This window comes from Limosilactobacillus gastricus PS3, assembly GCF_000247775.1.
Classification (GTDB): domain Bacteria; phylum Bacillota; class Bacilli; order Lactobacillales; family Lactobacillaceae; genus Limosilactobacillus; species Limosilactobacillus gastricus_A.
In genome coordinates this window covers 1-12,792 of record NZ_AICN01000035.1, presented here as the reverse complement: position 1 = coordinate 12,792, position 12,792 = coordinate 1, and the positions used below count along the sequence as shown (strand labels likewise).

The 12,792-nt window shown below is 40.3% G+C and carries 17 protein-coding genes, 1 tRNA gene and 1 other annotated feature; of the genes, 17 read left to right on the top strand and 1 reads right to left on the bottom strand.

Annotation, left to right across the window (positions count from 1 at the left end):
- A tRNA-Arg gene (locus PS3_RS04370) sits at window positions 1–74 on the bottom strand.
- Between the two features lie 82 nt (window positions 75–156).
- Here PS3_RS04370 and PS3_RS09810 point away from each other — a divergent pair.
- From PS3_RS09810 to recN, 17 genes are all read left to right on the top strand, one after another.
- Entirely contained in the window at window positions 157–762 is a 606-nt protein-coding gene (locus PS3_RS09810; protein WP_050950828.1) for a TetR/AcrR family transcriptional regulator, read from the top strand.
- 73 nt (window positions 763–835) lie between these two features.
- Window positions 836–907, top strand: a sequence feature (ribosomal protein L21 leader region).
- 12 nt (window positions 908–919) lie between these two features.
- On the top strand, window positions 920–1,228 hold the full coding sequence (gene rplU, locus PS3_RS04360; RefSeq protein ID WP_007122177.1) for a 50S ribosomal protein L21: 309 nt from the start codon (window positions 920–922) through the stop codon (window positions 1,226–1,228).
- Window positions 1,229–1,240: 12 nt separating this feature from the next.
- Complete coding sequence (locus tag PS3_RS04355; protein WP_007122176.1) at window positions 1,241–1,567, top strand: ribosomal-processing cysteine protease Prp; 327 nt, start codon at window positions 1,241–1,243, stop codon at window positions 1,565–1,567.
- A 23-nt stretch (window positions 1,568–1,590) separates the two neighbouring features.
- The gene (gene rpmA / locus PS3_RS04350) at window positions 1,591–1,872 is read left to right on the top strand and encodes a 50S ribosomal protein L27 (RefSeq protein ID WP_007122175.1); all 282 of its coding nucleotides are present in this window, start codon (window positions 1,591–1,593) and stop codon (window positions 1,870–1,872) included.
- Between the two features lie 113 nt (window positions 1,873–1,985).
- Window positions 1,986–2,888, top strand: coding sequence for a DMT family transporter (locus PS3_RS04345; protein ID WP_007122174.1), 903 nt, complete (start codon window positions 1,986–1,988; stop codon window positions 2,886–2,888).
- A 10-nt stretch (window positions 2,889–2,898) separates the two neighbouring features.
- Complete coding sequence (locus tag PS3_RS04340; protein ID WP_040468119.1) at window positions 2,899–3,378, top strand: GNAT family N-acetyltransferase; 480 nt, start codon at window positions 2,899–2,901, stop codon at window positions 3,376–3,378.
- Between the two features lie 83 nt (window positions 3,379–3,461).
- On the top strand, window positions 3,462–4,010 hold the full coding sequence (locus PS3_RS10830) for a DapH/DapD/GlmU-related protein (protein WP_007122173.1): 549 nt from the start codon (window positions 3,462–3,464) through the stop codon (window positions 4,008–4,010).
- Window position 4,011: 1 nt separating this feature from the next.
- On the top strand, window positions 4,012–5,094 hold the full coding sequence (locus tag PS3_RS04330; RefSeq protein ID WP_007122172.1) for a M24 family metallopeptidase: 1,083 nt from the start codon (window positions 4,012–4,014) through the stop codon (window positions 5,092–5,094).
- Between the two features lie 69 nt (window positions 5,095–5,163).
- Window positions 5,164–5,595 carry an Asp23/Gls24 family envelope stress response protein gene (locus PS3_RS04325; RefSeq protein ID WP_007122171.1) on the top strand — a complete coding sequence of 144 codons (432 nt, stop codon included), beginning with the start codon at window positions 5,164–5,166 and terminating at the stop codon, window positions 5,593–5,595.
- A gap of 2 nt (window positions 5,596–5,597) precedes the next feature.
- Complete coding sequence (gene nusB / locus PS3_RS04320; protein ID WP_007122170.1) at window positions 5,598–6,014, top strand: transcription antitermination factor NusB; 417 nt, start codon at window positions 5,598–5,600, stop codon at window positions 6,012–6,014.
- A gap of 45 nt (window positions 6,015–6,059) precedes the next feature.
- Window positions 6,060–6,965 (top strand): bifunctional methylenetetrahydrofolate dehydrogenase/methenyltetrahydrofolate cyclohydrolase FolD, encoded by a 906-nt coding sequence (folD, locus tag PS3_RS04315; protein ID WP_007122169.1) that lies wholly within the window; start codon window positions 6,060–6,062, stop codon window positions 6,963–6,965.
- Entirely contained in the window at window positions 6,955–8,478 is a 1,524-nt protein-coding gene (xseA, locus tag PS3_RS04310; protein WP_007122168.1) for an exodeoxyribonuclease VII large subunit, read from the top strand. The genes folD and xseA overlap by 11 nt, the downstream gene beginning before the upstream one ends.
- On the top strand, window positions 8,479–8,796 hold the full coding sequence (locus PS3_RS04305) for an exodeoxyribonuclease VII small subunit (protein ID WP_040468117.1): 318 nt from the start codon (window positions 8,479–8,481) through the stop codon (window positions 8,794–8,796).
- Window positions 8,797–8,805: 9 nt separating this feature from the next.
- Window positions 8,806–9,675, top strand: a complete 870-nt coding sequence (locus PS3_RS04300) for a polyprenyl synthetase family protein (RefSeq protein WP_007122167.1) — start codon at window positions 8,806–8,808, stop codon at window positions 9,673–9,675.
- 11 nt (window positions 9,676–9,686) lie between these two features.
- Window positions 9,687–10,508, top strand: a complete 822-nt coding sequence (locus PS3_RS04295; protein ID WP_007122166.1) for a TlyA family RNA methyltransferase — start codon at window positions 9,687–9,689, stop codon at window positions 10,506–10,508.
- A gap of 10 nt (window positions 10,509–10,518) precedes the next feature.
- Complete coding sequence (locus PS3_RS04290) at window positions 10,519–10,989, top strand: arginine repressor (protein WP_040468116.1); 471 nt, start codon at window positions 10,519–10,521, stop codon at window positions 10,987–10,989.
- A gap of 15 nt (window positions 10,990–11,004) precedes the next feature.
- Window positions 11,005–12,693 (top strand): DNA repair protein RecN, encoded by a 1,689-nt coding sequence (gene recN / locus PS3_RS04285; RefSeq protein WP_007122165.1) that lies wholly within the window; start codon window positions 11,005–11,007, stop codon window positions 12,691–12,693.
- Window positions 12,694–12,792: the final 99 nt, after the last annotated feature.

Sequence of the window (12,792 nt, the reverse complement as noted above, 5' to 3'; positions counted from 1 at the left end):
TGAGGCGAGTGGGAATCGAACCCACAACCTTCGGTTTAGAAGACCGATGCTCTATCCGATTGAGCTATCGCCCCAAACGATCCTTTTAAGTATAAAAAGGAACTGTGGTCATGTCAATTCTGAATACCTAGAAGGTCAATAAGAGAGGAATTTTAAATGACAAATAAAAATTTACGGGTTTTAAAGACAAAGCGAAAATTGTTGGATGCGCTAATTGAATTAAAACAAGCAGAACATAAAAAAATTACAATTTCTAAATTGATTCAACATGCCCATATCACTAGGGGGACCTTTTATTTGCATTATCATGATTGTGATGATTTCTTACATGCAATTAATATTCAGATTGTTGATACTTTGTTTGAGGCTTGCATGATTGAGGATGATGATCAACAGCGGTACTTTTCTTTCGAAGAAGCTTTAATCCACATTCAAAACGATCACCTGGTTTATCAGACCTTATTAGCGGATCAACGTGATGATTGTTTATACCAATGCTTGGAAGATCGATTTAAACAAGAAATTGTGAAACATCTAAGAGCAAATGATTCCGTAGGCTTGGAACATTTATTGGTCAACATTAAAGCAACCTTAATGACTGGTGCGATTATGAATGTCATTCATGAGTGGCTATCAGCCGGAATGATTTACAATGGCGCATATTTAGCTAAGGTAATTGAAAATGGGTTAGATCAGCTAGTTGCTCAGGTTGGCGATGATAGCTGGCAGACCTTTTATAAAGGGAAAACATTGACTAACTAAGCAGATAATTTTGGCTAGGATGATTGACCAGTGGGCTGGTTTTTGGTATCATACTAATGTTGTATTTGTGAACTGACATCTACAACCGCACGAAAACAAGTGATCAAAGCTTTACGCTACTTGTTCGGCGAGTCTAAGATTTAAGGAGGTGCACAGAATGTACGCTATTATTGTAACAGGCGGAAAGCAATACAAGGTTGAAGCAGGACAAGCTGTTTACGTTGAAAAGCTTAACGCTGAAGCGGGTGACAAAGTTACTTTTGACAAAGTTGTCTTCGTTGGTGGTGACGATACTAAGATCGGTACTCCATTCGTAGATGGCGCTACGGTTGAAGGAACTGTTGACAAGCAAGGTAAGGAAAAGAAAGTGGTTACTTTCAAGTACAAGCCAAAGAAGCACACCCATAACAAGAAGGGTCACCGTCAACCATATACTAAGGTTACGATTGACGCAATCAATGCTTAATGGAGTTCATGGATGATTCGGGCAACTTTTTGGTTAACCGATGATCAACGAGTAATTTCATTTAAGCTGACTGGACATGCGGATGCAGGACCTTATGGTCAGGATATTGTGTGTGCAGCGGTATCGGTCCTAGCGATCTCATCGGTCAATGGGTTAGAACAAGTTGTTCATACTCAACCAGAAATTGTCCAGGATCAAAACAATGGAGGGTATCTCGAGGTTAAGGATATCGATTTGGGTCATGATGCGCAAATTATCATGCAAACCTTTTTTTATGGCATCCTTGATATTCAGGATAACTACTCAGATCATATTGAAGTAAAAGTTTTTAATGACTAATCTATTTCTGGAGGTGAATACCTATGATTATGAATCTTCAATTCTTCTCTCACCACAAAGGGGGTGGGTCAACTGCCAACGGTCGTAACTCAGCTGGTCGTCGTTTAGGAACGAAGGCTGCTGATGGTTCATTCGTGACAGCTGGTTCAATTATCTACCGTCAACGTGGTACCCATATCAATCCAGGTACTAATGTTGGTCGTGGTGGTGATGATACTTTATTTGCAAAGACTGATGGTGTTGTTAAGTTCGAACGCCTTGGTCGTGATAAGCGGAAGGTATCTGTATACCCAGTAGCTGAATAAAAATTGAAAGACTTCGTTGATGAAAATCAGCGGAGTTTTTCTTTTGGTCATTGTTTCTACTGATAATGGTGCGTATACTAAGTAAATATTAATAAAGCTTTTGGGGAAGAAAAATGTCGAAACAAACAAAAGGGATCATCTTGGCGATTGCAGGTGCCTCACTTTGGGGAGGATCTGGTGCGGCCGTTCAATATTTATTTACCGATACCAATCTTAAAACTGAGTGGATTGTTGCCATTCGGATGTTGTTTGCGGGTTTAATGTTATTAATTTGGAGTGTCGGTAAGCAGCGATCGCAATTGGTAATGATTTTGCATGATCATGTCAGTTGGTGGAAAATAATTTTATTTGCTCTGTTGGGGGTTACGAACTCGCAACTTTCTTATTTTTTCGCGGTTAAATATAGTAACGCACCAACCGCAACCGTTTTACAGTATCTTTCACCGATCCTTATTATTATATGGATGGCCATAGTGACAAAACGATGGCCTCGTCGGATTGATCTTATTTCAATTGGTCTCGCCTTAGTGGGGACCTTTTATTTGGTGACCGGTGGTAATATTCATAGCCTGATGCTGACTCATCAAGCATTAGCTTGGGGCTTATGGTCTGCCGTGGCTGCCGCCTTGTATACTTTATTACCACGACAGTTAATGCAAAAATACGATGCCAGTGTCATGTGTGGAGTGGCTATGTTCATAGGCGGAATTATCCTTTCACCAATCTTATTCATCGAAGCAGGCCCCCAATTAAATATTCTTGACTGGCTATTGGTTGCATATGTTGTTATTTTTGGAACTGCCCTGGCCTATACTCTTTTTGTACAAAGTATTCGGTATGTTTCACCATCTGTGACGGGAATTTTATCCGCCTTTGAGCCCTTAGTGGCGACTATTTTAGCGGTGACCCTATTAGGAACCCGATTAACATTTGCAACCACCCTAGGATCATTATTAATAGTGGCAACAACTTTGATTCAATCCATTCCAACTAACCCATTAGCTAAGCGCAAGTGAGGAGATTTTCATGAACATTCGATTAATTCAACCGGCTGATAACCCGACTCTTAAAATTATTATTCAACAAGGACTGGCTCAACATGATCTAGCGATTCCCGGAACGGCTTATTTTGATCCTGAATTAGATGATCTGGCTCATTACTATGCACAGTCTCAGCAGCGAGATTACTATGTTGTCGAAAATCAAGGAAAAGTAGTTGGTGGAGCAGGATTTGGTGAATATTTACCGGATCAAGGAATTGCCGAACTACAAAAGCTTTATTTCGCTCCGGAGGCAAAAGGACATGGATGGTCATATCAGTTAATTAATCATATTGAAGAAGCGGTCATAAAAGCTGGTTATCAAAAATTGTATTTGGAAACCCATTCCAATTTAACCGCCGCCATTCATATCTATGAAAAGGCAGGTTTTCATTTATTAGAGCAACCGATCCAAGCAGCTGCTCATCAAACAATGAATCGTTTTTATATTAAAGAGTTATTTTAATTCACCCCTAATGGTAGTTTAATCCGCTGACTTTAGCGGTTTTTTAATATTAAGGGTGCTAAAATATAAAGGGAGGTTGGCAAATGACAGAACAATTAGATTTAAGGAATCAACCAGCAGAGCGACGGGCAGAAATCGCTCGAACCCGTGAGTTAGTGTTTAAACTCAACCATCAATTACCACAGAGTTCAGAATATTTAGCGACATTGCGAGAATTATTCACTAGTGGATTAGGTGAGCATTGTTTTATTGAAGGACCCATTTATATTAATTTGGCAGCTAATCTTAAAATCGGTAATAGGGTCAGCATTAATCCATACTTTAAATGTATGGCCGCTGGAAAAATTACGATTGAAGATGGGGCAAAGTTAGCAATGGGAGTATCGATTATCACTAATAACCATGACTTATATGAGCGGGAGATTTTAACGATTGAACCAGTACACATTAAAGCAAATGCTTGGATTGGTGCCAATGTGACTATCTTACCGGGTGTTACGATTGGCAAAAATGCGGTTATTGGTGCGGGTAGTGTGGTCACCCATGATGTTCCTGATAATACGGTCGTGGTTGGGAACCCAGCTCGTCCTTTAAAAACTTTAGAATCGTCTAAATTTATGAAGGGGGATTAAAATGACACGACTTGAGCGATTACGAAAACAGTTTGTCAAACAATATATTGACTCTTTGATTATTATGGATCCTGCTAATATTTATTATTTGACGGGGATTGAGTTAATGGCTGGAGATGGACTCTTGTTTGTAACCAATGACTTAGCCGTTATTATTACTGATGATCGTTATGAAACCTATCTCGATGAATTAGAGAACGATCAAGTAATGGGCTTAATAACGCGTGATTATTTCGGTAAATTAGCGGAATTGGTAGGAAAACTAGAAGTCGAAATTGTTGGCTTTGAAAATACGCTATCTTATCGCGATTATGAGAGCCTAGATGATCTAATGCCAGTCGGCATGGTAGCATGCGATCGGATTGTTGAACGCTTACGGCGAATCAAGGATCCCGAAGAACTAAACAAATTACGGCAAAGTGCTCATGTTCATGACCTAGGATATCAGTACGTTTTATCAATTATAAAACCAGGGATGACGGAAAAAAAAGTGGCCGACCAGCTCGATGCCTTTATGAAACAACATGGTGCTAGCGAAGCCTCATTCCCGACAATTTTAGCCAGTGGTCCTAATAGTGCCAAGCCGCATGCCACCGTTTCAGATCGACCAATTCAAGTTGGTGATGTAGTGACACTAGATTTCGGTTACTTTGTAGATCACTATACTGCAGATATGACGCGGACCTTTGTGATTGGTCAGGCCACTCCTGAGATTGAAAAAGTTTATCAATTGGTTAATCAAGCCCGTCAAGCGGTCATTGATCATATGAAAGCGGGCATGGCTGGTAATTTGGCTGATCAGGCCGGCCGGTCGTTGATTGATCTAGCGGGTTATGGACAATACTTTAACCATGGAATGGGTCACGGAATTGGGCTGGCGGTTCATGAATTTCCAGCTAGTTATGGCCCCAAGACGAAAAAACTAAAATTACGTCATCAAGAAATTTTGACAGTTGAGCCGGGAATATATTTACCAGGTAAATTTGGGGTTCGGATTGAAGATGATGTGATTGTTAGTCATGCTGGTGTCGAGGTTATCACCAAAACACCAACTGATTTAGTTGTCGTTACTCCTGATGCATGATTTAGTTGCAATTTATAGATGGATAAGGCACAATTAAATATGGATTAATTTTGTGCAGGAGGTAATATCATGCCTGAAGAATCAACGATTGTGTTAAATCGGGATGAAGATGGAAATATTCAAATTTCACCAAGTGTTTTAGAAATAATTGCTGGAATTGCAGCCAATGAAATTGACGGTGTTTCCAAGATGCATGGATCAATTGCTAACAACGTTGGAGCATTAATTGGCTTGTCTGGTGGCGGACATCGCCGCGGGGTTAAGTTAGCGCATGATCCAGAAAATCTTGTGATTGACGTTGATGTTTATTTAAATTATGGGGTATCTGTTCCTAAGGTCGCCACCGAAATTCAAACGAAGGTTAGTCAACAGATTGAATTAATGACCGATCTGCATGTTTCACAAGTAAATGTTCATGTTCAAGGGATTGTCATGCCAAAGCAAGAACAGCAGGTTGATCCGAATAATATCTTTGCTAACGATGAAGAAGAAGGTGCCTAATTGTGAGCTTTAGTCGTCATCGACTTCGGGAAGCAGCTTTTCAGACTTTATTTGCTTTAGATGCTTCACCGGAAATCGATCAGTATCCAATTTTTCAAGAGGTCTTGGCTTTGAATCCCAAGGAGCCCGTTCCAGAATTTGCTCAACAGTTAGTTGATGGGGTTTTATCACATCAGGATGAATTAGACGAAAAAATTAGTGCTAGTTTAGCTAAGGGATGGACCTTGGCTCGAGTAGCCCGGCCTAATGTGATCATTTTGCGGTTAGCAATCTACGAATTAGAATATGATCAATCAACCCCAGCACCAGTGGTAATTAATGAAGCCTTACAATTAGCGAAAACTTTTAGTGATGATAAATCACGACGCTTTGTAAACGGTGTGTTAGGTAATATTACTAATCATCAAACAAGTGAATAAATATACAAAAACCGTGAATAAAGGCTGCCTTTATTGGCGGTTTTTATGTTAGAATTAAAACCAGAATTTAGAATTAGAGGAGACGAGCTAGTGGAAATTCTCAATGGAAAAGCCGTGGCAAAAAATCTAAATGAGCGGACCGCTAAACGGGTTGCAACTTTAAAAGAACGGGGAATTACTCCGGGAATTGCTGTGATTTATGTTGGTGATGATCCAGCCAGTGCTATTTATACGCGTAATAAGGATAAAATGGCATTGCGGTTAGGGATGAATTCTCAATTAATGCATTTGCCAGCAACGGCTACGCAAGAAGAAGTGATGGCAGTCTTACAAGAATATAATCAAGATCCTATGATTCATGGAATTCTGATTCAATCACCATTGCCCAAACATTTGGATGAACACGCTTTAGTACAAGCGATCCGTCCGGATAAGGATGTTGATGGGTTTCATTCGATGAATGTTGGACGTCTCTATAATAATGAACCAGGGAATTATCCAGTTTCGTGTACTCCACGGGGCATTATGACAATGCTAGATCATTATGGAATTGAATTAGCAGGTAAACGCGTGGTAATCATGGGACGTAGTATTTTGGTGGGGCGGCCCTTGCAAGCACTCTTGATTAATCGAGATGCTACCGTCACGATGGTTCATCGACATACCAAAGACCCGGAAGCCTTTACCAGACAAGCTGATATTTTAATTGTTGGGATTGGGCAACCCCAAGCTGTAACCAGTGAGTTGGTTAAACCAGGGGCAATTGTAATTGATGTAGGGATTCACCGGACAGAAAAAGGCAAGCTAATTGGCGATGTTGATTATGATTCGGTCAAAGAAGTAGCGGGAATGTTAACGCCAGTACCAGGCGGTGTAGGTCCGATGACCATTGCCAGTCTGATGGCGCAAACGGTTGATTTAGCCGAGTGGAGTATTCGAGATGATCAATGAGCAAGAATGCTTAACAGTTGCCCAAATAACTAAATATATTAAAACCAAATTTGATGTTGATCCTTATTTAAATCAAAAGGTTTTATTGGTCGGCCAATTAACCGATTTTCGTCAGCGATCGGGCCATCAATATTTTTCATTAAAAGATGATGACGATAAGATCGCAAATCCGGCTAAAATACGAATTGTGATGTTTAAGAGTGCTTTTCAAAAGGTAAAATTTCAGCCTGAAAATGGTATGAAAGTCTTGCTTCAGGGGCGGATTAGTATCTATGAACCGACGGGAAGCTATCAGTTTTATGCTGAACAAATGGAAGTTGCAGGAGTGGGTTCCTTACAGATTGCTTTTGAACAAATGTATAAAAAGCTTAAAGCGGAAGGCCTATTTGATCGGCCCCATCGTTCAATTCCGCCTTTTCCAAAGCAAATTGCGGTCGTTACCAGTCCCAATGGAGCGGTGATGCATGATATTATCACGACCATGCGACGGCGAAATCGATTAGTTCAATTAATTTTTTATCCCACGCGGGTGCAAGGCGAAACCGCGGCTAATGAGATTGCGACTCAAATTGAACACGTTAATCAAGACGGCGGTTATGATGCTTTAATCATTGCGCGTGGAGGTGGCTCTTTAGAGGATCTGTGGCCGTTTAATGAAGAAGTGGTTGGTCGATCAATTGCTGCTTCGACAATTCCAGTGATTTCTTCGATTGGTCATGAAACAGATACAACAATTGCGGACTTAGCGGCAGACGTTCGCGCTGCGACCCCGACGGCCGCGGCTGAAATCGCCAGTGCATGGGAATTATCAGATGTTGTGGCGACTGTTGACGAATTGCAAATTCAATTATATCGGCAAATGAAAAATCGGCTGCAAGATTTAAAACGGTATGTAGCAAGTTTAGTCGATAATTCTATCCTGCAAACGCCAGATCGTTTATTAGCTCGGCCAATGCAACAAGTTGACGAATTACTTCACCAGTTAACAACATCTTTAAATAGTGAGCTGCAAGTAAAAGAACGTCAGTATCAACAAATGCGCGATCGATTGATTAGTCAATCTCCAACCAAAAAGTTGGCACGCCAAAATCTGTTACGAGTACAAGTCAGTCAACAATTAATACATGCATATCAATCGCAACTTCGTGCAAAACAAGCATTACTTACAAATACAAGCCAGCAATTAAGGTTTGCTTATCAAGCTCAACTAAATCGTCAAAGACAATCTCTAAAGAATTTAAATCAACAAGTAATGACAATAAGCCGCCAGCTTATAAGTGAAGAGAATTATCGCTTAAAAGGTTTAGAGCAAGTTACGGATGCCTTAATTGAGCAACTTGATTCCTTGAGCCCGTTAAACCTATTAAAACGCGGCTATACATACGTTACTGATGAGCAACAAACTGTCATTACAGGGATGGATCAATTAGAACTTGGTCAAACTGTTGAACTCCATTTTGCTAATGGAAAGGCTTTAGCGGAAATTAAGAATAAAGAAGATGAGGTTTTATAAATGCCAGCAAAAAAGAAACAACCGACCTTCGAGGAACAATTAGCTTCCTTGCAAAATATTGTTAAAGATTTACAACAAGGTGAATTATCTCTAGATGAATCAATTAAGCAGTTTAGTGATGGGATGGAAATTGCGAAAAATTTAAAGCAACAATTAAACCAAGCCGAAGCAACCTTGGCTAAATTAGTTGATGAAAACGGCGAATTACAACCAGCAGAAGATGCCGGTGATGATCTCAGTAATAATGGGGTGCAAAATCAAGGTTATCAATCACAATTTACTGGTAAAGATCAGGTAACAGATGATAATCCTTTCTAGGTGTTAAAAATGCAAACATTATCAGAATTACAAGCGCAGGTTAATCAGTACTTATTAACGAACTTAGCGGATGATATTGATGAAGCCACTTTATCAGCAGCCATGAATTATTCTGTGGATGCTGGCGGGAAACGACTCCGACCGACCATGACGTTAATGGTAGCGCAGATTTTGGGCGTGGAGCTGAATTCGGATGTCTTAAGAGCAGCTTGTGCCCTCGAATTACTGCATACATATTCATTAATTCATGATGATTTACCAGCAATGGATAATGATGATTTAAGGCGTGGTAAGCCTACGAGTCATAAACAATTTGGTGAAGCGATCGCAATTCTAGCTGGTGATGGTCTTTTAACTTTGGCATTTCAATGGTTAACGGATAATCAATTATCAGCCAATGTTAAAGCGCGCTTAACTTTAGAATTATCAAAAGCCGCGGGTCCAGTTGGTATGGTGGCGGGACAAGTTCGCGATATCTTGTCTACAGGTAAGACTTTATCAATTGAACGACTACAAAAGCTTCATGCCCAAAAAACTGGGGCGCTTCTAAAATACGCCACCGTTGCTGGTGGAGTGATTGCTGAAGTTGGTGATGAAGTAGTTGCCGAATTAGCAAATTTTGGGGCCTTGTACGGACTGGCTTTCCAGATTTATGATGATATTTTAGATGTAACAGCTACGTCAGCAGATTTAGGTAAAGCTACCCATAAAGATGCAGAGCGTGGAAAAAACTCCTATCCGGCTTTATTGGGTTTACCCGGCGCTGAAAAAAAGTTATCGCAGGTTTTAACAGCAGCTAAAGTCAGTCAAGAACGGTTAACCACTTTAACGCAAGCTGATTTTTCAAGGCTAGACGAATTATTGGCTTATTATAATTGAAAGGAAAATGAATGGGAAAAGAACGTGTCGATGTCTTATTAGTTTGCCAAGGCTTATTTGACTCACGAGAACAAGCTAAACGAGCAGTAATGGCTGGTGAAGTCCTTGGAAAAAATAGTGAACGACTCGATAAACCAGGGCAAAAAATTGATGAAACTACTACCTTTCGATTAAAGGGAAAAAAGATGCCCTATGTTAGTCGAGGGGGCTTAAAATTGGCTAAAGCTTTACAAGTTTTTGAGATTTCCGTTAAAGATAAGATTGTGCTCGATATTGGATCTTCCACTGGTGGTTTCACTGATGTGATGCTCCAAAATGGGGCTAAATTGAGTTATGCCTTAGATGTTGGAACGAATCAATTAGTATGGCAATTACGGGAAGACCCACGGGTTGTGGTAATGGAACAAACTAATTTCCGCTATAGCAAGTTAGAAGATTTTACGGCTGGACAACCAAAATTCAGTTCCATTGATGTTTCCTTCATTTCGCTTCAATTAATTTTTCCACCACTGGCCGAAATTTTACCAGTAGACGGGCAAGTGGTGGCCTTAATTAAGCCTCAATTTGAAGCCGGTAAAGATAAAGTAGGGAAACATGGCATTGTGAAGGATCCCAAAGTTCACCGTCAAGTGATCCAGCAAGTGATTGGATACGCTAATGAAGCACATTTTGATGTTTTAAATTTAGATTTTTCACCCATTAAAGGTGGGCAAGGCAATATCGAATTCTTAGTGCATTTGAAACTTAGCGACCGGCCAGGAGTCGTTAGCAATGCTGTTAACATTGACCAGGTACTAGCCATGGCCAAACAAGAACTAAACACACAAGAGTAAAGGTGAGTAGATGAAAAAATCCGAACGCCAACAATATATTCAACAATTTATTGAACAAGCAGACATTACTCGTCAAGAAGATTTAGTGCAGTGTTTTTTGGATATGAATGTCGTGGTTACTCAGGCCACCATTTCACGTGACATTAAAGAAATGAAACTAATCAAGGTAGTTGGGGAAAATGGGGTGGCCCATTATCAAATGCCAATTAATCGACTAGATAATCGACGAAATGATGTCGGTAATTTAACAGTCCCTTCAGCCATACTCAATGGTGCCGATGTTTTGCAGGTTGATCAATTAAATAATTATGTCTCAATTTCGGTGGTTCCAGGGCACGGACCAATGGTTGCCATGGTAATTCGGCAGGGTAATTTTCCACATGTTTTTACCGCCATTGGCGATGATTCAACGGTCTTAGTTGTATGTGATACGGAAGAAGACGCCCGTGAATTGCAAACGTATATTGCTCAATTAGCATAGTAGGTAGGTGGTAGTATGATTCAAGAGTTAACGATTGACAATTTAGCCATCATTGACCATTTAACCCTTACTTTTGCTGATCATATGACAGTTTTATCAGGGGAAACAGGAGCTGGTAAATCAATTATCATTGATGCGGTCGGCCTGTTAGCTGGTGGACGAGGATCGCAAGAATTCATTCGACGTGGCGCAGAAAAGCTTAGTTTGCAGGGGCAATTTACCTTACCAACTGATACGGCAATGCTTGACCAGCTCGATCAGCTAGGAATTCCCTATGATGAATCAGGCTTAATTATTAGTCGAGAAATCCATCGAAATGGTCGTAATGCTATTCGAATAAATGGGACTTTAGTTAATACGACTATCTTAAAACAAGTTGGACGGGGACTGGTTGATATTCAGGGACAAAATGAACATCAACAGCTGATGCAACCGGAATCACATTTGGGAATGCTAGATCAATACGCCCAACAAGAAGTTGATGAAATTAAGCAACAATATCATACTTTATATCAACAATATCGGCATTTATCCGAACGGATTAAAGCGAAAAAAGCGAACGAACAGCAGTGGGCACAACGTTTAGATATGTTACGTTATCAGGTCAATGAAATTGAGGAAGCTAACTTATCACCTAATGAGGAAGAAGAATTAAGACAAGAACGGGAACGGTTAAGTCATTTTCAGCAAATTAATGATGCCCTACAAACGGTTGTTGGGATGTTGAATGAAAGTGAACCAGTGCCGGTTTTAGACCAACTCGGTGCTTCGTTGCAAGATTTAGCGGCGATTGCCACTTATGATCAGGACTATCAAGACCTAAGTAAAACTTTTGATGAGGCTTATTACTCCCTGCAAGATGTGGCTGCTCAAGCTAGTCGTCAATTGGATGCCCTGGAATACGATCCACGACGCCTCAGTGAAATTGATGATCGACTCACTCAAATTGGAAATTTAGAACATAAGTATGGTAGTACAATCAATGATATCCTGACTTATTATGATCAAATCAGCCAAGAATTATCAACAATGGAAGAAGCTGCCCATTCTGATGAAGATTTAGACGATCAGATTGCGCATTTAGCAACGCAATTAACCAAGTTAGGGCAAAAGCTCAGTCAAATACGTCAGCAAGCTGCGGAGCGGTTAGCCCAATTAGTTGATCAGCAACTACATGACTTATACATGGAAAAAGCCATTTTTAAGGTGCATTTTGATCAGGTTCCCGCAGGGCAATTTTTAGCAACCGGGATTGACGAAGTCGAATTTTATATCCAAACTAACCAGGGAGAATCGATGGGACCCTTAGCTAGAATTGCTTCGGGGGGCGAATTATCTCGGGTAATGTTAGCCTTAAAAACAGTGTTTGCTTCAGCAGAAGGGGTAACTAGTATCATCTTTGATGAAGTTGATACAGGGGTCAGTGGCCGAGTGGCTCAAGCGATTGCTGATAAAATTCGCTTGATTGCCCAACATTCGCAAGTCTTATGTATTACTCATTTACCGCAAGTAGCGGCCGTGGCGCAACATCATTTTTTGATTCAAAAAGAAGTTCACGATCAACGGACGATTACAACCGTTAGCACTTTAAACGAACAACAACGGGTTGAAGAATTGGCGCGGACGTTAGCTGGGGAGACGGTGACTGAATTAGCTTTAGAACATGCCCAAGAGTTATTAGAAATGGCGAAAGAGAAAAAATAGAAGCTCGCAATGAGCTTCTATTTTTGGCTAAAATTAATATAAGAAATTTGTTTAGAACTGAAAAGATAGGTTAATTCATGATCTTTTAGCTGATAAAAA

Excerpts from the sequence above, each read along its gene's own strand:
- PS3_RS04300 (WP_007122167.1), top strand. The coding sequence starts at position 8,806 with ATGCAAACATTATCAGAATTACAAGCGCAGGTTAATCAGTACTTATTA.
- PS3_RS04295 (WP_007122166.1), top strand. The coding sequence starts at position 9,687 with ATGGGAAAAGAACGTGTCGATGTCTTATTAGTTTGCCAAGGCTTATTT.
- PS3_RS04290 (WP_040468116.1), top strand. The coding sequence starts at position 10,519 with ATGAAAAAATCCGAACGCCAACAATATATTCAACAATTTATTGAACAA.
- folD (WP_007122169.1), top strand. The coding sequence starts at position 6,060 with ATGTTAGAATTAAAACCAGAATTTAGAATTAGAGGAGACGAGCTAGTG.
- rpmA (WP_007122175.1), top strand. The coding sequence starts at position 1,591 with ATGATTATGAATCTTCAATTCTTCTCTCACCACAAAGGGGGTGGGTCA.
- PS3_RS04355 (WP_007122176.1), top strand. The coding sequence starts at position 1,241 with ATGATTCGGGCAACTTTTTGGTTAACCGATGATCAACGAGTAATTTCA.
- PS3_RS04330 (WP_007122172.1), top strand. The coding sequence starts at position 4,012 with ATGACACGACTTGAGCGATTACGAAAACAGTTTGTCAAACAATATATT.
- PS3_RS04325 (WP_007122171.1), top strand. The coding sequence starts at position 5,164 with ATGCCTGAAGAATCAACGATTGTGTTAAATCGGGATGAAGATGGAAAT.
- PS3_RS04305 (WP_040468117.1), top strand. The coding sequence starts at position 8,479 with ATGCCAGCAAAAAAGAAACAACCGACCTTCGAGGAACAATTAGCTTCC.
- PS3_RS04345 (WP_007122174.1), top strand. The coding sequence starts at position 1,986 with ATGTCGAAACAAACAAAAGGGATCATCTTGGCGATTGCAGGTGCCTCA.
- xseA (WP_007122168.1), top strand. The coding sequence starts at position 6,955 with ATGATCAATGAGCAAGAATGCTTAACAGTTGCCCAAATAACTAAATAT.
- rplU (WP_007122177.1), top strand. The coding sequence starts at position 920 with ATGTACGCTATTATTGTAACAGGCGGAAAGCAATACAAGGTTGAAGCA.
- PS3_RS09810 (WP_050950828.1), top strand. The coding sequence starts at position 157 with ATGACAAATAAAAATTTACGGGTTTTAAAGACAAAGCGAAAATTGTTG.
- recN (WP_007122165.1), top strand. The coding sequence starts at position 11,005 with ATGATTCAAGAGTTAACGATTGACAATTTAGCCATCATTGACCATTTA.
- PS3_RS10830 (WP_007122173.1), top strand. The coding sequence starts at position 3,462 with ATGACAGAACAATTAGATTTAAGGAATCAACCAGCAGAGCGACGGGCA.
- PS3_RS04340 (WP_040468119.1), top strand. The coding sequence starts at position 2,899 with ATGAACATTCGATTAATTCAACCGGCTGATAACCCGACTCTTAAAATT.